The organism is Moraxella sp. Pampa (assembly GCF_035181385.1).
Lineage (GTDB): Bacteria > Pseudomonadota > Gammaproteobacteria > Pseudomonadales > Moraxellaceae > Moraxella.
Window position 1 is genome coordinate 25,502 of sequence record NZ_JAXCJK010000002.1, and the last position, 19,172, is coordinate 44,673.

The 19,172-nt window shown below is 42.3% G+C and carries 18 protein-coding genes; 8 read left to right on the forward strand and 10 right to left on the reverse strand.

Annotation, left to right across the window (positions count from 1 at the left end):
• Positions 1 to 89: 89 nt before the first annotated feature.
• Positions 90 to 1,064: a riboflavin biosynthesis protein RibF gene (gene ribF / locus R0123_RS04540; RefSeq protein WP_323843263.1), complete on the reverse strand. Its 975-nt coding sequence runs from the start codon at positions 1,062 to 1,064 to the stop codon at positions 90 to 92.
• A gap of 63 nt (positions 1,065 to 1,127) precedes the next feature.
• Positions 1,128 to 1,760, reverse strand: coding sequence for a UPF0149 family protein (locus R0123_RS04545; protein ID WP_323841241.1), 633 nt, complete (start codon positions 1,758 to 1,760; stop codon positions 1,128 to 1,130).
• Positions 1,761 to 2,049: 289 nt separating this feature from the next.
• Here R0123_RS04545 and R0123_RS04550 point away from each other — a divergent pair, with 289 nt between their 5' ends.
• The 6 genes from R0123_RS04550 to R0123_RS04575 all read left to right on the forward strand — a co-directional run bounded on the left by R0123_RS04550 (position 2,050) and on the right by R0123_RS04575 (position 7,563).
• Positions 2,050 to 2,403 (forward strand): hypothetical protein, encoded by a 354-nt coding sequence (locus tag R0123_RS04550; RefSeq protein WP_323843264.1) that lies wholly within the window; start codon positions 2,050 to 2,052, stop codon positions 2,401 to 2,403.
• A gap of 87 nt (positions 2,404 to 2,490) precedes the next feature.
• Positions 2,491 to 2,829, forward strand: coding sequence for a cell division protein ZapA (locus tag R0123_RS04555; RefSeq protein ID WP_323841239.1), 339 nt, complete (start codon positions 2,491 to 2,493; stop codon positions 2,827 to 2,829).
• A 198-nt stretch (positions 2,830 to 3,027) separates the two neighbouring features.
• Positions 3,028 to 4,047 carry a TAXI family TRAP transporter solute-binding subunit gene (locus R0123_RS04560; protein WP_323841238.1) on the forward strand — a complete coding sequence of 340 codons (1,020 nt, stop codon included), beginning with the start codon at positions 3,028 to 3,030 and terminating at the stop codon, positions 4,045 to 4,047.
• Between the two features lie 2 nt (positions 4,048 to 4,049).
• The gene (locus tag R0123_RS04565) at positions 4,050 to 4,571 is read left to right on the forward strand and encodes a DUF1850 domain-containing protein (RefSeq protein ID WP_323843265.1); all 522 of its coding nucleotides are present in this window, start codon (positions 4,050 to 4,052) and stop codon (positions 4,569 to 4,571) included.
• A 37-nt stretch (positions 4,572 to 4,608) separates the two neighbouring features.
• Positions 4,609 to 6,591: a TRAP transporter permease gene (locus tag R0123_RS04570; protein WP_323843266.1), complete on the forward strand. Its 1,983-nt coding sequence runs from the start codon at positions 4,609 to 4,611 to the stop codon at positions 6,589 to 6,591.
• Between the two features lie 189 nt (positions 6,592 to 6,780).
• Complete coding sequence (locus tag R0123_RS04575; protein WP_323843267.1) at positions 6,781 to 7,563, forward strand: glutaminyl-peptide cyclotransferase; 783 nt, start codon at positions 6,781 to 6,783, stop codon at positions 7,561 to 7,563.
• An 80-nt stretch (positions 7,564 to 7,643) separates the two neighbouring features.
• Here the strand turns inward: R0123_RS04575 and clpB are convergent, their stop codons facing one another.
• Positions 7,644 to 10,217 carry an ATP-dependent chaperone ClpB gene (gene clpB / locus R0123_RS04580; protein ID WP_323843268.1) on the reverse strand — a complete coding sequence of 858 codons (2,574 nt, stop codon included), beginning with the start codon at positions 10,215 to 10,217 and terminating at the stop codon, positions 7,644 to 7,646.
• A gap of 472 nt (positions 10,218 to 10,689) precedes the next feature.
• On the opposite strand from clpB, the gene R0123_RS04585 reads away from it, so the two are divergent.
• Positions 10,690 to 11,253, forward strand: coding sequence for a carboxymuconolactone decarboxylase family protein (locus tag R0123_RS04585; RefSeq protein WP_323841233.1), 564 nt, complete (start codon positions 10,690 to 10,692; stop codon positions 11,251 to 11,253).
• A 224-nt stretch (positions 11,254 to 11,477) separates the two neighbouring features.
• Here R0123_RS04585 and R0123_RS04590 read toward each other — a convergent pair whose 3' ends face one another.
• The 6 genes from R0123_RS04590 to R0123_RS04615 all read right to left on the reverse strand — a co-directional run bounded on the left by R0123_RS04590 (position 11,478) and on the right by R0123_RS04615 (position 17,180).
• On the reverse strand, positions 11,478 to 11,756 hold the full coding sequence (locus R0123_RS04590; RefSeq protein WP_323843269.1) for a hypothetical protein: 279 nt from the start codon (positions 11,754 to 11,756) through the stop codon (positions 11,478 to 11,480).
• Between the two features lie 18 nt (positions 11,757 to 11,774).
• Positions 11,775 to 12,569, reverse strand: coding sequence for an ABC transporter ATP-binding protein (locus R0123_RS04595; protein ID WP_323841231.1), 795 nt, complete (start codon positions 12,567 to 12,569; stop codon positions 11,775 to 11,777).
• The gene (locus R0123_RS04600) at positions 12,569 to 13,516 is read right to left on the reverse strand and encodes an ABC transporter permease (protein WP_323843270.1); all 948 of its coding nucleotides are present in this window, start codon (positions 13,514 to 13,516) and stop codon (positions 12,569 to 12,571) included. The genes R0123_RS04595 and R0123_RS04600 overlap by 1 nt, the downstream gene beginning before the upstream one ends.
• Positions 13,517 to 13,711: 195 nt before the next feature.
• Entirely contained in the window at positions 13,712 to 14,725 is a 1,014-nt protein-coding gene (locus R0123_RS04605) for an ABC transporter substrate-binding protein (protein ID WP_416381694.1), read from the reverse strand.
• 240 nt (positions 14,726 to 14,965) lie between these two features.
• Entirely contained in the window at positions 14,966 to 16,006 is a 1,041-nt protein-coding gene (locus R0123_RS04610) for an ABC transporter substrate-binding protein (protein WP_323843271.1), read from the reverse strand.
• Positions 16,007 to 16,301: 295 nt separating this feature from the next.
• Positions 16,302 to 17,180 (reverse strand): hypothetical protein, encoded by an 879-nt coding sequence (locus tag R0123_RS04615; RefSeq protein WP_323843272.1) that lies wholly within the window; start codon positions 17,178 to 17,180, stop codon positions 16,302 to 16,304.
• 212 nt (positions 17,181 to 17,392) lie between these two features.
• Here R0123_RS04615 and R0123_RS04620 point away from each other — a divergent pair, with 212 nt between their 5' ends.
• Positions 17,393 to 18,205 (forward strand): methyltransferase domain-containing protein, encoded by an 813-nt coding sequence (locus tag R0123_RS04620; protein WP_323843273.1) that lies wholly within the window; start codon positions 17,393 to 17,395, stop codon positions 18,203 to 18,205.
• A 148-nt stretch (positions 18,206 to 18,353) separates the two neighbouring features.
• Here the strand turns inward: R0123_RS04620 and R0123_RS04625 are convergent, their stop codons facing one another.
• Positions 18,354 to 19,070: a 16S rRNA (uracil(1498)-N(3))-methyltransferase gene (locus tag R0123_RS04625; protein WP_323841226.1), complete on the reverse strand. Its 717-nt coding sequence runs from the start codon at positions 19,068 to 19,070 to the stop codon at positions 18,354 to 18,356.
• Between the last annotated feature and the right edge of the window lie 102 nt (positions 19,071 to 19,172).

Sequence of the window (19,172 nt, forward strand, 5' to 3'; positions counted from 1 at the left end):
TTTGCTTTGCTGCCAAACATATAGACGATTTGACCATGCAACAAAGCCACAAAGGTAAAACCAACCACAGCAATGATTTACATGACTTATCAAATCTGATTTGCACGCCACAAAAGCAAATCCGCCACATCTTTAGCGATGCCCTGCTTTAGATCATCTAGGTTTGCATATTTTTTCTCACCATGTAAAAAAGTGCGAAAAACCACCTTTAAGGTCAAGCCGTATAAATCCGCCGAAAAGTTTGGCAAATGCACTTCTAGGCGGTTTTGTACACCATTGACACTTGGGCGTGTGCCGATATTGACCGCACCCCATAGACTGCCCTTTGCCACACCTGATATGCCTTTTTGGTTACCAAGTAATGACAAGTCAATCACTCTATCATCTTGATAAGCAAAAATATCCGCACCATAAATTCCCCACAAAGCAGGCTTTGGACGGTTTAAGGCGACATTAGCAGTAGCAAAATTTAGCGTGCGGCCTATCTTATCACCATGTTCTACCACACCTTTGATGGCATAATCTCGCCCCAAAAGTCGCTTGGCAAGGAGAAAATCATTATCCATCAATGCCTGACGCACCGCTGTTGAGCTGATGCGTACACCATCATCAAATACAGTCGCCAAGTTGCTCACACCCAACCCTGATTGGGCGAGCAACTGAGCATCACCCAATCTACCATAGCCAAAACGAAAATCATCGCCAAGCACCAAATGCTGGACATTTAAAGAGTGTAAAAGTTGGATAAAATCATCAACTGACAGCGAACGAAACTCATCATCAAACTCAGCAACGATCAGATAATCGATACCATTCACAGCCATAATCTCTGCTTTTTCAGACAGGCTTGCCAATCTAGGCGGTGGATCGTCAGGACAAAAAAATTCCCTAGGCTGGGGCTCAAATACCATCACTGCCGTTGTCAAATTTCTTGCCTGTGCATCTTTGATAAGGGCACCAAGCATCGCCTGATGACCCAAATGCACGCCATCATAATTGCCAATTGTCAAGGCAATCGGGGGTAGGCTGGCAGGGTTGGCAGGGTTTAGACAAATGATTTGCATGATGTTATGTGATGATAAAAAAACCATTTTAGCATATTTGCCATCAAAATTTGGCGGTTTTGATTATTGTTTTTGTGCCATTGCATCAATAAACAATCCATCTTTTTCGTTGGCAATCTCCCAAGCAGTCTTAGCGTTAATATCTAGCCCCTTGATGATCGGCAGACTCATCACATCAATACGCTTTCGCACTGATAGGCTGACAGGAACCATGCGTGCAAACTCAAACAAATGCAACCACATTTCTTCCCCACCATCAAAGTCTTCTGTATCATCTAGGCGAATGGCAGCAATTTTTGATAAGTCTTTAACCACTTCTTGTTCTTCTTTGGTGAGTACCACACCTGCCACGCCAAGCCCTGTGATATAGCCACCTGCCCAATCTTTCAGAGCAAGCACACGCTCATGCAAATCATGCTCATCATCTGGTACAAGTGGTTCATAATCATAAGCATCGTCCTTATCTTTTAGGGCAAAACTCACATCTTCGCCATATTCAGTCAGCAATTGTAGTGCAGTGTCGCTTGGCATCTCAAAGCTCAGCTCTTCTAGTAGTCTTGCCCAGCCTGCTTCATCGGGTGCATTGCATGCTGTCATCACGCCTGTCATGATGCCATGCAATTCACTGATAGAAACATCTGACCAACCGTCAAATGCAGTCGCCCAATCATCAAAACCTGACAAAAAATCACTCACACCCAATCTCCTAACTTAGAACTTAGATTTGTTATGCAATACCAATCAATGCCAACCCCATTCACCAACAGCGACAAAGTAAGCAAACATTGATATTAAGAAAAATGACAAAAACTGCCTCGTTTTTATGATAAAAATTTATCCAAATCAATGTATTATATCATTTTTAAGAAAAATTTTTGTGCAAAATATCATTTGACAGCACACATCATGACAGCGATAATATGATCATTATAAATGAATCAGTTTCATATTTTCATACTTTATTTTAAGTTTTCAAGGAATCACCATGCTAAGCCAGCTGCAAACGCTAGAACAAAACATTTTAGAGATAAAAAAACAGCACAATGTTACAGCAACCGAGCTTGCCAATCTCAAACATAAACTTGCCAATGATGACAGCCCTGCCATCATTCGTAATTTACAGCTAAATCTAGACAAAGCCGAACAAGATTTAAAAGAACAAACCAAGCGAGCAGATGGCCTTGAACAATCTCGCAATGCCTTACAAGCACAAATCGAAGAATTGATTGAAAAAAATCAAACACTTTTGGCACACAACCAAGAACTGAAAGATAAAAACAAACTTGCCATCTCGCGTGCTGAAATCATTCAAGAGTGGCTTGCTAAAATTGACAATTAGTACCAGCTTTTAGCAATGTTGGTAAACAGCACTGACCATAACACAACCTATTAGCATTTTAGCAAAATTAAAAATTAAGGATACGCCATGACCAATCACAATGACCTAAATATCAAAGACGCCACCGAGTTCAAACCAGTTCATATCAGTATCGCAGGCACGCCACACCGCATCATTTGCCCCATTGATCGCATCAAATCACTTGAAACCAATGCCGACAAACTTAACGAAAAAATCCGAGAGATTCGCCAAGCCACCAAAGGCAAAATGCTCAACAATGAAGAGCTTTTGGTCCTTGCTTGCCTAGATTTGTATGACCAAGTACAGTTTTTGACAAATGATATTCAGCTACGCACCCAAACAACCACTCAGGCTGCTGCTTTGCTTGAAAAAATCAACAAAGACGCAAAATCAATACTCAGATGACATAAATTCTAGATGCTTATTCATCTGACACACAATCTGATGCTTGCCCAATCTGTATATTTAAAATAAATCTATAATCTATGCAACATTGTATGGCCGATTGTTATTGACAAATGATGGCAGATTGGTTAAATTTACCATCAAGACGGTTTAACTTTTTATTGGTTTTATATTATTGATTTTATAAGGATATGTCTTATGACCATAAATTTCAAAACTTTGGCACTATCTGCCACTTTCGGTTTTTGCACCCTTGCTTTGTCTGCTTGCGATGGCAACAAAACCAAGACCGCTGATACTGCTAATGAACCACAAACCCAAGTTGCTACTGCCGATGACAAGCTAGAAACCAAATTTGTTACCGTTGGTACAGGCGGTGCGTCTGGCCCTTACAATATCATTGGTACAGCATTAACCGACCACTATGCCAAACTGTTTGGTGCAAATGCCAAAACTCAAACTACAGGTGCATCGGTTGAAAACCTAAATCTACTGGCACAAAAAAAGCTTGAAATGGCATTTGTGATGAGTGATGCATTAAGCGATGCAGTACAAGGTCAAAACAGCTTTAAGACCAAAATTGATAATGTCTCACAAATCGCCAGTTTATATCCAAACTATGTGCAAATTGTTGCATCTGGTGCATCAGGCATTAAGTCTATTGAAGACTTAAAAGGTAAGCGTGTCGCCGTAGGTGCTCAAGGCTCTGGCGTAGAAGTGGCAACTCGTGCCTTACTCGAAGGCTTTGGCATGACCTATGATGACATTACTGCTGACTACTTAGGTTATGCAGAAGCTGCTGACAGCCTAAAATCAGGCAAACTGGACGCAGCATTTTTGACCAGCGGACTACCAAATTCATCATTGATGGAGCTACAACAAGGCTTTGATTTACAAATTGTTAGCATACCTGCCGATAAGCTCAATGAAATCGCCAAAACCAAAACTTTCTTTATCCCAATGGATATCCCAGCTGGCACTTATAACAATAGCGGTGCCGTACCAACAGCAGCCATTTTAAACGCCTTGGTAGTACGCTCTGACATGAGTGATGACGATGTTTATAAGCTGACCAAAGCCTTTTTTGAAAATTTAGATTCACTCAAAAATGCTCATCAGGCCGCTGCTGACATCAGCATCAAAAATGCTCAAAACGGCTTGGTCGCACCACTACACCCAGGTGCCAAACGCTACTATGACGAAGTTGCTACCAAATAAATATGCCTCTTAGCCTCAGTCATAAAACAGCCGTCGTGTCAGTCATGGCGGCTGCTGTGGTTATTTTTATGTTTTTTATGCCAATAAAAAGTACGCCTGTCGTATTTGGCGATAACATCACTTGCAAATTACCCAGTACATTTAGCCTAAAATGGCAACATTCTGTTGAGAAACAATACTGGCAGGAAGTGTATCAGCTAGATTTTCCCAAACTGATCCTGACCAAAGCTTATCTACAAACCTTTGGTGCTGGCACACCCAGCACAGGCAAACCTACGCTTGCACCCAAAGGCTATCTTGGCAAACGGCTTGATATACCAGTAGAGACACTCAACTGGCTTGTTTCAACCAATATGCAAGGCGAGATTTTATTAGGCGACGCCATTCAAAGCACGCCCAATGTTTTGCCAATTCACCAAATTGTAAGCAACCAAAGCACTGTCGTCATAAAACCAATACGGCTGACTGTTTGGCAAAGCGTGCAGATTGACAGTTGCCAAACCTTTTCTCATCAACCAAGCTGATCGCCTCATGACACCTTAATATCACATGGATAGCATCATGAATAACAACCAAACCTCCACCAGCCCAGACCATACCCAACAAATTTTAGAAAAATATGACCGTGAGTCAGTCACTCGCAATGGGCTTAACAAGATGACCAATCACATCATCGCTGTCATCGCTGTCATTTATTCAATTTTTCATTTATACATCACATTTAACCCCATGCCAGAACTATTGCAACGCTCCATTCATGTTGCAGTAGGCACCGCCTTGATCTTTCTGATTTATCCTGCCACCAAAAAATCTGCTCGCAATAAGATTGGCATCTTTGATTGGCTGTGGTCGGGTGCTTCTTTGACAAGTGCAGGCTATTTGTTGTGGCAATATCAAGACATCGTTACTGTGCGTGGCGGCATACCAAACAGTATAGACATTGTCTTTTCGGTCATTACCGTGTTGGTGGTGCTTGAAACAGCACGACGCATCACAGGTTGGGTTCTGCCAGTATTTGCACTTATCTTTTTGGCTTACCCATTCATCAGCCATATGGATTTTATGCCAAATCGCTTACTAACCAGACCTTATGATTTGGGTGATATTTTTGGGCAATTATACCTAAAAACCGAAGGCATATTCTCTACCGCCATCGGTGCATCAGCAACCTTTATTTTTCTATTCATCTTATTTGGTGCATTCTTAGCACGCTCTGGCATGGGGCAACTATTTAACGACCTAGCACTCGCCTTGGCAGGGCATAAGCAAGGCGGACCTGCCAAAGTGGCTGTCATTTCAAGTGGTTTTATGGGCTCCATCAATGGTGCTGCGGTTGCCAATGTCGTTGGCACAGGTGCATTTACCATTCCGCTGATGAAGAAAGTTGGTTATGACAAAAACTTTGCAGGTGCGGTTGAAGCCAGTGCATCTGTTGGTGGTCAAATTTTACCTCCTATTATGGGTGCAGCAGCATTCATCATGGCAGAAACCACAGGCGTTAAATACAGTACCATTGCCCTTGCAGCAGTACTACCAGCCTTGCTCTACTATTTAGGTGTGGTCGCCCAAGTGCATTTTCGTGCTGGCAAAAATAACCTAAAAGGCATTCCAAAAGCCGATTTGCCAAGAGTTAAAGCGGTTCTAAAAGTTCGTGGGCATATGCTCTTACCCATTGTATTTTTGGTATATCTACTAAGCAAAGGCATGCCTGTTGGCTATGCAGCAGCCTACACGATTGGCATGACTGTTGTTGTTAGCTGGTTGCGTCCTGAAACACGCATGGGGTTTGCCGATATCATCGCAGCACTTATCGATGGTGCTAAGCAGTCACTGTCTGTTATGGTTGCCTGTGCAGTGGTTGGCATCGTGATTGGTGTTGTAAACTTAACAAGCTTTGGCATGGTGATGACCTCATCAATCGTGGCTTTGGGTGCAGGCTCATTATTGCTAACACTATTTTTGACCATGCTGGCATCAATGGTGCTTGGCATGGGTCTGCCATCTATCCCCGCTTACATCATCACAGCAACGATGGCAGCACCTGCACTTGCCAACTTTGATGTACCTGTGATCGTTGCTCATATGTTTGTATTTTATTTTGGTATTTTTGCTAACATCACACCGCCAGTAGCACTGGCCGCCTTTGCTGGAGCAGGCATCTCTGGCGGAGATCCTATGAAAACTGGGTGGCAATCGCTCAAACTGGCCCTAGCAGGATTTATCGTGCCATTCATGTTTGTCTATAACCCCAACATGATGATGATTGATACAACAGGCATTGCTGTTACGGCTAAAGAATTTACCATGCCAGCATGGCACATCATCGCCAGTGTTACTATAACATCAGTCATCGGAGTGCTTGCTTTGTCTGCCGCTGTTGAAGGCTACTTTAAAACCCTAATGCCCATCTGGCAAAGACTGGCTCTCTCGGTAGGTGCGTTTTGCTTGATTGTGCCTGAAACCACAACCGACATCATTGGCATCATTATAGTGTCAGCGATTGTCTTACTCAATACTCGCTCTGCCAAGCACGCCACCATTTAATCATCAAATGATCAGACCGCAGCACCAAAAAAACAAAAAACCAAGTTTAGGCTTGGTTTTTTGTTTAATAGTCCAATCGCACGCCCTTTTGTCAATCAGAGTTTATCAACAATTTGCTTGACGCTTGGTTTATTATGAGGTATTTTTATTCGCAGACAACTTTTTTTATTAATTTACCTATCATCTTATATGCTACGATATTTTTTACGCTATAGCAATATTAAAATCATTGCCATCTTATTTGTTTTATTTTTACAATTTGCCCACGCCACCATCACAGCCCCCACTCTCATTGCCATTCATGACAGCGACGAAAATGCTTTTGTGCAGGGCTTTGAAGTGATAAAAGACGACAAGCTACTCATGGCAACAGGTCTTTATGGCAAGTCTTTCATCGGGGTTTTTGATTTAGCGACGCAACGCTATACAATCAAAGACACATTGCCTGCTGAATTTTTTGGTGAAGGAGCAACAGTTACCCCTTACGGCATTTGGCAGCTCACATGGCGTGAAAACACAGCGTTTTTGCGTAGCTTACAAGATTTGCGACCAATACACACCAAACACTACGATACAGAAGGCTGGGGGCTGGCTTATGATGATGCCAACGACCGTCTTTATATGTCTGATGGCACATCAAAACTACAAATCCGAAACGCCCAAACCTTTGAACTCATTAGCACCCTACCAGTGCGTTATCATGGAAAGGACATCAAATTCATCAATGAGTTGGAATTTGCCAATGGTTTTATTTACGCCAACATCTGGCAGACCAATTTCATCATAAAGATAGACCCAAAAAACGGAAACATCTCCCAAATTTATGATGTCAGCAACCTGCTTGGCACCCATCTCAACCAAAGGGTACAACAAAATATAGATGTCCTAAATGGCATTGCCCACATCAAAAATGATCGATTTTATATTACAGGTAAGTTTTATCCTGTGATTTTTGAGGTTGAGCTACCCTAGTGTTTGCTGGTTCAATCCACCCTACAAATACAAAAAAAGCAGGTCTGACAACCTGCTTTTTTAAATGATGAAACCAAAAATTAGCTAAAACGCAATTTTTCAAACACAAGCTGACCATCATCCACACTCACCGAGATGGTATCACCTGCAACAAAATCACCTGCCAAAAGCTTTTGGGCCAATGGATTTTCAATTTGCTGGGCGATGGCACGCTTTAAGGGGCGAGCACCGAACACAGGGTCATAGCCTGCCAAGACCAACTCACTCATCGCTTCATCGGTCAGAACCAGACCCAAATCACGCTCTTTTAGGCGGTTACGCAAACGGTCAAGCTGAATATCTGCAATACCTGCCACCTGCTCTTGCCCAAGTGGGTGAAACACGACAATTTCATCAATCCTATTGATAAACTCTGGGCGAAAGTGTGCGTTTACCGATTCCATCACAGCGGATTTGATGTCCTCATAGTCGCTTCCTGCCATATCAAAGATGCTATGGCTACCCAGATTTGAAGTCATGATGATTACTGTATTCTTAAAATCCACCACACGCCCTTGTGAATCCGTCAAACGACCATCGTCTAAGACTTGCAGCAGAATATTAAACACATCAGGGTGTGCTTTTTCTACCTCATCAAAAAGCACCACGCTGTATGGCTTGCGGCGTACCGCTTCGGTCAGAACACCCCCCTCTTCATATCCCACATAGCCTGGTGGTGCACCCACCAGACGACTCACGCTGTGCTTTTCCATGAACTCGCTCATGTCAATACGCACCATCGCCGTTTCATCATCAAACAAAAAATTTGCCAATGACTTGGTCAGCTCTGTTTTACCCACACCAGTAGGCCCAAGAAATAAGAATGAACCGCTAGGCTTATTTGGATCAGAAAGGCCAGCTCGGCTACGACGCACGGCATTAGCAACGGATTTAACCGCCTCATCTTGACCAACGACACGATCGTGCAATTTATCTTCTATTGCCAGCATTTTTTCACGCTCCCCTTGCATCATCTTGGCAACAGGAATGCCAGTAGCGGCAGCAACAACTTCGGCGATTTCTTTATCGGTCACTTTATCACGCAACAACTTAGGCTCGGTATCATCAGCCATCTCATCATGTTCAAGCTGTTTTTGTAGCTCTGGAATCACGCTATATTGTAGTCGCCCCGCTTCGGTGTAATCACCTTCTCGCTGAGCCTTTTCCAACGCAATACGAGCTTGATCTAGTTTTATTTGAATATCTTTTGTGCCTGCAACCAAAGCTTTTTCTGCCTTCCAAACTTCCTCTAAATCATTGTATTCTTTGGACAATTCAGCAATCTGACTTTCTAGATGTGCCATCTCAGACTTAGCACTTTGACCATCATCGTTTTTTACTGTTTCTAGTTGCATTTTTAACTGAATGATTCTACGATCCAGTTTGTCCATGACCTCAGGCTTGCTGTCAAGCTCCATCTTGATACGACTTGCCGCCTCATCAATCAAATCAATCGCTTTATCAGGCAATTGACGATCGGTGATATATCGATGCGACATTTTAGCAGCAGCAATGATGGCACTGTCTAATATACGCACACCATGATGCAACTCATAGCGTTGTTTTAAGCCACGCAAAATTGCAATCGTATCCTCAACACTTGGTTCATCAACCAATACTTTTTGAAAACGACGCTCCAATGCAGGGTCTTTTTCTATATACTGACGGTATTCGTCCAAAGTTGTCGCCCCCACACAGCGTAGCTCGCCTCGTGCTAAGGCAGGCTTTAACATATTGCCTGCGTCCATTGCCCCACTTGTCTTACCTGCACCAACCATCGTATGTAGCTCATCAATGAACAAGATGACATTGCCATCTTGTTTGGCTAGGTCGTTTAGCACACTTTTTAGACGCTCTTCAAACTCACCATGATATTTTGCACCTGCGATGAGCGAACCCATATCAAGCGACAATACTTCTTTGTTTTTTAGGCTGTCAGGCACTTCTGCATTAACAATACGCTGAGCCAAACCCTCGACAATGGCGGTCTTTCCCACACCAGGTTCACCGATTAAAACAGGATTGTTTTTGGTGCGTCGAGACAAGACTTGCACAGTGCGGCGAATTTCATCATCTCGCCCAATTACAGGGTCCAATTTGCCATCACGGGCACGCTCGGTTAAATTGATGGTGTATTTTTCTAGGGCCTGTCTGGCATCTTCAACATTTTGGTTTTTCACGGTATCTCCCCCACGAATATGATTAATAATTGCTTGAAGTCTTTGGGCGTTCACACCCGATTTTTCTAAAATGGTCTTGGTATCAGAAGTTTGCATCATGGCAAACAACAGCCATTCACTTGCCACAAATTCATCACCCGCCTTATCGGCAAATTTTTGTGCCAAATTCAAGACCTGCACCAAATCAGGTGCAAGATTGGCCTGACCTGTTGGTGTGGCCAGCGTTGCCAGTGCTTCTAGTTTACCAGCAAGCTCGCTTTGTACCCGACCCAAATCCGCCCCAGCTTGAACAAGCATGGACAAACAACTTTCATCTTCAATCATCGCAGACAACAAATGCACGGCAAAGATGGCGGTATTATCACGAGCCACCGCAAGAGCTTGGGCGGCCTGCAAGGTTTTTTGTACTTTTTGAGTCAATTTATCAAAATTCATATTATTTTTTCACCCATTCGTTGTTTATGGGAAAAATATTTTCCCCAGATGCCAAATATATGCTTGACAAATTTAATTTTTTCAATGAAGTTTTTTTTCATTATGCCAAAAATTTTGTAACTTATTGATTGTAATGGTAAATTATAAATTTTTTAAAAGACCTTGTAATTTCTTAAACAATTCCTATAATAGATTGATGGCACAAAATTAGTGGAAATTAGTGGAGCAAAATAGTAGCGTAAAATAGTAAAAATTTGGTATGAATTTGTTGGTATATGCCATCACAGCCATTTGATTAAAACATTTGATTAAAAATAGCAAATACCAAATAACCTAATTAACAAAGTTGCCATACTTAAATGGCTTAAATAAAATCACTAAAAAATAATGAACCTTAATTAATAAAATATCTAATTAAATCAATATCTTAATATTACCATCACAACCAAGCATGAATTTTAATAGGAGCAAAATGATGACTCGTCTGACCTTACACACCTTAGACACCGCCCCAGAAAAGGCCAAAGAGCGTGTAGAAGCAGTACAAAAAGCCAATGGTTTTATCCCCAATCTGATCGGTGTACTGGCAAACTCGCCACAAGCTCTTGAAATGTATCAAGAAGTAAGTAAACTCAACAGCAAAAACTCTCTGACCCCAGAAGAAATAGAAGTTGTACAGATCACCGCTGCCGTACATAATGGTTGCGATTTTTGTATTGCAGGACACACTAAAATTGCCGAGTCTCGTCTAAAAATGTCGCCAGCAGTGGTCGAGGCTTTACGCACTCGTACTAATATTGACGAGAATGCCAAATACCAAGCATTGGCACAATTTACCATGGCACTTATTGATCAGCGTGGTCAGATTTCTAACGAAGAGCTGGCTGTTTTTAAATCGGCAGGTTACAATGACCAAAATGTCCTAGATGTCATCATGGGTGTCGCACTGGCCACTTTGTGCAATTATGCCAATACCGTCGCACAAACAGACATCAACCCAGAATTGATGGCATTTGCTCCAAATCGTTCAGCCTGATTAAAACCGATTAAAAAAATTAATTCAATCATCATTTGATCCAAATGATTTTATTAAATAAATTAAAAAAACCTGCTGATATGGCAGGTTTTTTTAATTTTGGTGTTTTTTTATTAAAGAGCTTTTGGCTTTTAAATTCACATCATCGGCATTTACCATCACATTGAATATAGGCCTAAATGATACAAAACTTGTAATGATGAACGATGAATATTCATAAAGATTTAACTTGGATGAAACAGCTTAAAATGGTAGATCAGCCATAAACCTATCGCCCAAACAATAATTTGAAACATCAACACAAAACGCTTTTGCCCCACGGTGGCAGTCGCCATCTTATTGCCTGATTTAATACTGATCAAGTCAGCCAACACCGACAATAATGCACATAATGCAAAAGCATGATAAGCATGGCCATTATTCTGAGTGATACTGATGGCAACCGCCACCACGCCAACAAAAAACAGCGTCAAAGATAAGACATTGGCAAGTCGTTTGTTCATAAAAATCCTACTGGTTCATCAACCCAAAATCAGCGAATCGTCTGTTACTTTTTCACCACGAGTTCGTTCAAACATTTCCAATAAATCATTAACCGTCATGCCACATCGCTCACTACCTGACACATCAAGCACCACTTTACCCTGATGCAGCATGACCGTACGAGTGCCATGCGTGAGTGCCTGATGCATGGAATGCGTAACCATCATGGCAGTAAGCTTACTGCCGTGGACGATTGTGTCGGTCAATTCTAGCACAAAGGCGGCTGTTTTTGGGTCTAGGGCAGCAGTATGCTCATCTAGTAGCAAAATCTTGGACGGTTGTAGGCTTGCCATCAGCAAACTCACTGCCTGACGCTGACCACCAGAAAGCAAACCCATGCGATCAGTCAAACGATTCTCCAAACCCAATTTTAATACAGACAGTTTTTCACGAAAAATTTCACGGTTATTTTGATTAAGTGCCGCTGACAAAGTACGCACACTGCCACGCTTAAAGGCAAGTGCCATATTTTCTTCAATCGTCAACGCTTCACAAGTGCCTGCCATTGGGTCTTGAAACACTCGTGCGACCAAGTGACTGCGCTGATGCGTGGGTAGCTTTGTAACATCTTTGCCGTCAATCACAATAGAGCCTGAATCTGGGCGTAATGCACCACTAATGGTATTTAAAAATGTGGATTTTCCTGCACCATTAGTGCCAATGACAGTAACAAATTCACCAGCGGCAATATTTAAGCTAACACCTTGTAAAGCAGGGTTTTCAATGGGCGTGCCTTTATTAAAGGTCAAGTATAAATCGTTTGCGGTCATCATTAGGCTGTCTCCTTTGACCTACTTTTCGATAAGTCTTTTTGGGTATTTCTACCAAAACCCAAGACATACAAGGCTTTTGAACGATATTTTGGCAACATCAGCACAATCACAACCAAAAGTGCCGTTACTAGGTTTAAGTCTTGGGGTCCAAACCCAACACTACGCAAAGTCTGATTAGACAAGGCAATCTGAATGAACAACTTATATAACACTGCACCAATAACCACCGATAAAGTAATCCAAAAAATCCGCTTGGCAGTCAATACTGTCTCACCAATAATGACCGCCGCCAAGCCAATCACAATTGTTCCGATACCAATCGATACATCAGCACCACCTTGGGTCTGTACAAATAGTGCTCCAGATAAAGCAATCAGGCCATTACTGATCGCCATACCAAGTATGATGACCGCCGAGGTATTGATGCCTTGTGCTTGTGCCATCTTGGCATTTGAGCCAGTAGCACGCATGGCAAGACCGATTTGTGTACTAAAAAACCAATCCAGCAACAGCTTAACAACCACAACCACGCACAGTGCCACAACCACTCGCACCCATACGCCATTAGTGCCATCAGTAAAGATGCTAAAAACAGTGGATTCACCAAGCAATGATAGATTTGGCGCACCCATAATTCGTAAGTTCACCGAGTACAGTGCTGTCATCACAAGAATACCCGCCAGCAAATGCAAAATGCCCAGCTTGACATTGAGCAATGCCGTCGCCATGCCTGCCATCATGCCTGCCATCATGGCAAAAATACAAGCCAACCAAGGGTTAAATCCCGAGACAATCGCCAACGCTGCCACCGCACCGCCAAGCGGAAAACTGCCGTCTGCCGTTAAATCTGGAAAATCTAAAATACGGAACGAGATAAGCACGCCCAACGCCATCAGTGCATAAATCAAGCCACTTTCTAACGCCCCAAAAAAGGCAATCATCGACATAAGTATTCCTAAAACTGAATATAAAGACACACACCAAAAAAAATTGCGGTGTGTGCCCAACTATCCTATTGTAACATTTTAACAATCGTGATGGCTATTTTGTATGCAGCCATCACAAGAACCAATCAATACATCAATTTATTCATGTCATTCATAAAATCTAACAAGATTGGTTTGTACCACGAACCAACACAATCACTCAGCCACTTTACTGGCACGGTCAATGATAGATTGAGGCACGCTGATGCCTTGTTCGGCAGCGTATTTTTTACTCACCAACAAGTCAAGTTTTTGTGATGAATATACAGGAATGTCGCCTGCTTTTTCACCTTTTAAGATGCGTGCAGTGATTTTGCCTGTTTCACGACCCAAATTCAGATAATTCACACCAAGTGCAACTGCCGCACCACGCTCAATCACTGATGGATCAGAAGACACCAATGGAATTTTGGCCTCTTTGGCGACCTGAGTCAAGGCCTCATAAGCATTAATGACATTATTATCTGTTGAAGTATAGATGACATCTACTTTGCCAACCAAACTTTGGGCAGCCATAGCAATATCACTAGATTTTTGTGCTGGGGCTTCAACAATATTTAAACCTTGCATTTGTGCTATCTTTTTTAGGTTTTTTAGGGTAACTGTTGAATTAACTTCACCTGGGCTATACACAAAACCGATATTTTTCACGCTTGGCAAAAGCTCTTTAATCAGCTCAATTTGTGGTTCAAGTGGTAAAACATCAGAAGCACCTGTAACATTGGTGCCAGAGCCATCTAACTTGCTGACCAATTTGGCCTCAACAGGCTCGGTTACCGCAGAAAAAACCACAGGAATGGTATTGGTCGCTGACACAACAGCCTGTGCTGATGGCGTAGCAATAGCAATAATGACATCGGGCGTATCTGCCACAAATTGCTTGGCAATTTGTCCTGCGGTCGCCATGTTGCCTTGTGCTGATTGGAAATTGACCGTTAAGTTTTCACCCTCTTTATAACCTGCCGCCGCCAGCTCTTCAATCGCACCTTTGCGAACCGCATCAAGTGCTGGGTGCTCAACGATGGCGGTGATGGCAACTGTTTTTGTTTCTGTGGCGGTATCAGCTGGCGTGCTTGCTGTTTTATTATCACCACAACCAAATAAGACAGCACCCAACAAAGTCATACCCAGCAGTTTTGAAAATCCATTCATGCGATTGGGGTTGAACATAACATTCTCCATTTTTTTAAGATGACGCCTCACAGAGCGAAAATTTAATAAGATATCATTCATCATAAACAAAATATTTGTAAATTTCAATCATATATTGAAAAAATATTTAATTTATTGGATATTCCAATAATTAACCAATGAGCCACAAAAAAACACCCACAGATTGCAACTAAACCCTTGGGGTGTTTTTATGATGAAATTTAAACAAAAACAGATGTTTTGACGATCAAACAATCATTATTTTTTAGGCACTACATCTACATCAATGGCGTCTTTTTTGATTTCATCAACCAAGGCCACTCCCTGTTCTAAAGCGTGCTTTGGACTGATATACAGCGTCAAATCATTCATGATACTAGGCTTGATGTCAGCAGGTTTTTTACCATCAAGCACGCCTGCAACAAGCTTGGCAGTTACCACACCAAAATCAAAATCATTCACACCAAGAGCAGCCGCCGCACCACGACGCACCGAAAATTCATCTGAGGCGATGATGGGTAAGTCAAGCTCATTTGCCACCTGAACCATCGCTTCCATGGCTGAGGCGACATTATTATCAAGCGATGTATAAATCAAATCAGCACGGCCGTCCAACGCACGAGTTGCAGCCGCCACATCTGCTGAACGATTGGCAGGGATATCCACAAGCGTCATGCCGTATTTTGGCAAGAGTTCATTTAAGCGGTCTTTTAAGGCCACCGAGTTGGCCTCACCTGGGCTGTACACATACCCAATGCGTTTGGCATTTGGCTTTACCTTGGTAAATAACTCAATCTGCGGTTCAAGAGGCAACTGACTTGATAAACCTGTAATATTAGCCTGAGTAGCCACACCGTTATTGTCAATGAGCTTGGCTGCCACAGGGTCGGAAACAGCAGTGTAAATGAGCGGAATGGTTTGGGTTGCTGCCGCAAGACTTTGGGAAGTTGGTGTTGAAATGGCAACTATTGCATCTGGGTTTTCTGAGGCAAATTGTTTTGCGATTTGGCTGGCGGTTGCCATGTTGCCTTGTGCTGATTGGAAATTCACTGTTAAATTTTGACCATCTTTATAACCCAAATCTGCAAGACCTGATATGATGCCACGACGAATGTCATCAAGCGATGGATGCTCAACAATGGCACTGATGGCGATGGTTTTTGAGTCTTTGGCGATTTCAGCTTGTGATTCGGCTTTGGCAGAATCGGCAGTATCCACTTTTTTTTCTTGGTTACAACCAAATAAGGTGAATGCTGACAGCATAAAAGCTGATAACTTAAGAACAGGATTATATTGCATCTTTTTCTCCAAAAGGAATTTGCCAAATTGGGCAAATTCGACACTATTAATTTTTCCGTTGTGCTAATACTTGGGTACTAAGCAGTCTTGGCTTAGCGATTAATAAAGTCTCAACATGAGTTTTTGATAAAATGGCGATATTTTTTGATTAATTTGCCTGCAATTGCCAAGACCACCTGCTATTATACCGCATTTGTCAGCGTTTTTTATCATGATTAGTAAATACATCAAAACCCCAAATTAAGCATATAATTTGGGGTCGTCAAATCAATCATTAAAATGATATTGGCTGATATCAGTAAGTTTCATTGCTTTCAACAATGGTCAGCTCAACATTTTCATCTGCCACATGATTGCGTTTTGGCTTAGATTCGGTTTTCGTTGACTCTGCTTTTGACTTGGTCTCAGCTTTTGGCTTGTTTTTGGCAGGCGTATCAACTGGTGAACGACCTTCTGTTGGTGGCAAAAAAGCCTCATGCTCACGAGCTTGTGGCTCTTTTACCGCTTCTTCTGACGATTGAACTCGTGGCGTGGCAATTGGCTCAACTGGCTCTAAGCGAACTGGTGCATTTTGAGCATTAGTTCGTGATTGGCGTACCATGCTATGCGTTGATGCCACAATGGTATCTGCCACCAAATCAAGAATTGCATTATCCGAATCGAGCAAGGCTCTATTGTCCTCAATGGCATAAGAAAAACCTTTGGTCATCAATCGATTATTACCAATGAGTGCCGAACCAATCTCAGCGGCTTGCTCATCAAGCGGTGCAAGACCCGATTTTTTAAAGGCTTGACTGGCATGAGTCATGGTTTGAGCAGGCAAGGTAAAATGCACATCAGCACTACAAGTCGCTCCAGACGATGCGACATTTTGTAGGTCAATATTCACCTCGGTAAGTTTTTGACGAACTTGTTGTTCCAATCCCAAACGCATGGCATCATCGTAGTTTTGAATCGCCATCAAAGCACTGTCAAGCAAGCCTGCTTGCAGAGCATCAACCAGACGGTTACGCAAACTTGGCTCATCACAGACAACCTGAATCTCTTGAACCACAGGCTCAGCAACTTCCATTTCTGGCTCAGCAGACTGCCCCTCTTTATTGCCACATGCCGACAGCACCACAGCCACCAAAGATGCACTCACAGCATATTTTAATGCGTTGATTTTTCTCATAAAATACCTATTTGCTTTTTTAATTTAACAATTCCGCACAGCTTTGCTTTATGATAAAATACACACAAAGTCCGTCCGATATACTTTTTGTTATTATAACACAGCAATAACACAGCCATCACGACTTTTTGAGCACAAACCCAGACAAAAAACCCAATTCAAACCCAAATCTTGTTAAATATTCGCCATTATTACCAAAATGCGACAACATCATGAATGAAATTTTTACACCAATCATCACACCCACCGACCGCAATTTTGACTGCATTGCCGACCACTTTGCCAAAAAAATCTATGGCGGTCTAAAAGGACAAATCCGCTTGGCCGTACTCAGCCGAGACATTGACAAGATGACAGCAAAGCTTGGCAAAAAACTTGGCAGACCTTTAAAAATACTTGATGTTGGTGCAGGACTTGCTCAGATTAGCCTACAACTTGCCAAAACTCATCACTGCACCATCAACGACATTTCTGCCAATATGCTAAACAAGGCACGCCAGACTGCTTGTGATGAAAATCTGGCAAATATTCGCTTCATCACTTGCCCTTATCAAGATTTACCAAGCACCATTAAAGGTGAAAAATTTGATCTTATCTTATGTCATGCCGTACTTGAATGGCTTGGCAATCCTGAACAAATCATGGATTTTTTTGATGAGTTTTTAGCAGATGATGGTGTGCTTTCGCTGTGTTTTTATAACCCTGCCAGTCTGGTTTATCGCAATCTGATTATGGGAAACTTTTATCAGCTCGATAAACCAAAACCTGCCGACAACAACAGCCTGACACCAAACAGCCCTGTTGATAACAACACGGTCGAACATTGGCTGTCATCTTACGGTTATACCGTTTATGCTCACTCTGGCATTCGGGTGTTTTCAGACTACACGCCCTTAAAGCGTGGTGGGCTAAATAATGATGATGCCGTCATTGAAATGGAGCTAAAATATTCACAAGTCATGCCATTTCGTCTGATGGGGCGGTATTTGCACATTTTGGCAGGTAAAAACCATTCATCGCCTTAAACGGCTTGGGCTTGGTGTTATGATTCACGCCAAGCCAACCAAAAATTTGTCGCCAAATTCTAATGGTTGGTTCAATATATTTGCCACAAATAGCGTTCTAACCATACACCAATTTGCCGTCATCAAGATTTAAAATCTTTGTTAATCATCATAATAAATAGCGACCAAGTACCGCATTAACCACACCCTCGGTGCGTAAAATTCGCTCGCCCAAAGCCACAGAGACAACACCAATTGACCTTAATAGCTCAATCTCATATGGCACAAATCCGCCCTCTGCACCGATAGCAACAAAAATAGGCAAGTCATTTTTACCACAAAATTCACCAAAACCCTGAGAATCATAGGGGTGAAACACCACCGCACGATTTGGCGTGATAAGAGCTGGCAAGCTATCTTGAACAAAAGGTTTAAAACGCTTGGCAAGGGTAATCTTTGGGGCCATCGTATCTACACCCTGCTGCAATCCCTCTATGATAAACTCATCAAGGCGACCAAGCAAGGGTGACCCCCAATAGCTTTTATCAGTACGGACACTGTTGATTAAAATGATGTGATCAACCCCAATGGCTGTCATATCTATGATAAGCCGTCTTAACACCTTTGGGCGTGGCAAAGCAAGCATGAGAGTAACGCCAAGTTTGGCAGGTGGCGACTTGTCCAGCACAACATTGGTAAACACCGCTTGAAAATCACTCAATTTAGCCAATACACCAATGCCCAAATGGCCACCAAGCTGACCTATTTTTAAAACATCGCCAATTTTGGCTTTTAATACGGTTTTAATGTGCAAAATTTGCCCTGCATTTGTGATGACGGCCGTATCACCATTAAAGCATTCACTACCTAACAATAAGACATTCATCTTAGTTTTCCTAATCATACATTACCAGTATCAATTGATGTGCCAAATTGATGAACTGGCATGGCAATGCCAACCATCAACCATATCACCCACAACCATTGT

Excerpts from the sequence above, each read along its gene's own strand:
- ribF (WP_323843263.1), bottom strand. The coding sequence starts at position 1,064 with ATGCAAATCATTTGTCTAAACCCTGCCAACCCTGCCAGCCTACCCCCG.
- R0123_RS04550 (WP_323843264.1), top strand. The coding sequence starts at position 2,050 with ATGCTAAGCCAGCTGCAAACGCTAGAACAAAACATTTTAGAGATAAAA.
- R0123_RS04555 (WP_323841239.1), top strand. The coding sequence starts at position 2,491 with ATGACCAATCACAATGACCTAAATATCAAAGACGCCACCGAGTTCAAA.
- R0123_RS04560 (WP_323841238.1), top strand. The coding sequence starts at position 3,028 with ATGACCATAAATTTCAAAACTTTGGCACTATCTGCCACTTTCGGTTTT.
- R0123_RS04565 (WP_323843265.1), top strand. The coding sequence starts at position 4,050 with ATGCCTCTTAGCCTCAGTCATAAAACAGCCGTCGTGTCAGTCATGGCG.
- R0123_RS04570 (WP_323843266.1), top strand. The coding sequence starts at position 4,609 with ATGAATAACAACCAAACCTCCACCAGCCCAGACCATACCCAACAAATT.
- R0123_RS04575 (WP_323843267.1), top strand. The coding sequence starts at position 6,781 with ATGCTACGATATTTTTTACGCTATAGCAATATTAAAATCATTGCCATC.
- clpB (WP_323843268.1), bottom strand. The coding sequence starts at position 10,217 with ATGAATTTTGATAAATTGACTCAAAAAGTACAAAAAACCTTGCAGGCC.
- R0123_RS04585 (WP_323841233.1), top strand. The coding sequence starts at position 10,690 with ATGATGACTCGTCTGACCTTACACACCTTAGACACCGCCCCAGAAAAG.
- R0123_RS04590 (WP_323843269.1), bottom strand. The coding sequence starts at position 11,756 with ATGAACAAACGACTTGCCAATGTCTTATCTTTGACGCTGTTTTTTGTT.
- R0123_RS04595 (WP_323841231.1), bottom strand. The coding sequence starts at position 12,569 with ATGATGACCGCAAACGATTTATACTTGACCTTTAATAAAGGCACGCCC.
- R0123_RS04600 (WP_323843270.1), bottom strand. The coding sequence starts at position 13,516 with ATGTCGATGATTGCCTTTTTTGGGGCGTTAGAAAGTGGCTTGATTTAT.
- R0123_RS04605 (WP_416381694.1), bottom strand. The coding sequence starts at position 14,725 with ATGTTCAACCCCAATCGCATGAATGGATTTTCAAAACTGCTGGGTATG.
- R0123_RS04610 (WP_323843271.1), bottom strand. The coding sequence starts at position 16,006 with ATGCAATATAATCCTGTTCTTAAGTTATCAGCTTTTATGCTGTCAGCA.
- R0123_RS04615 (WP_323843272.1), bottom strand. The coding sequence starts at position 17,180 with ATGAGAAAAATCAACGCATTAAAATATGCTGTGAGTGCATCTTTGGTG.
- R0123_RS04620 (WP_323843273.1), top strand. The coding sequence starts at position 17,393 with ATGAATGAAATTTTTACACCAATCATCACACCCACCGACCGCAATTTT.
- R0123_RS04625 (WP_323841226.1), bottom strand. The coding sequence starts at position 19,070 with ATGAATGTCTTATTGTTAGGTAGTGAATGCTTTAATGGTGATACGGCC.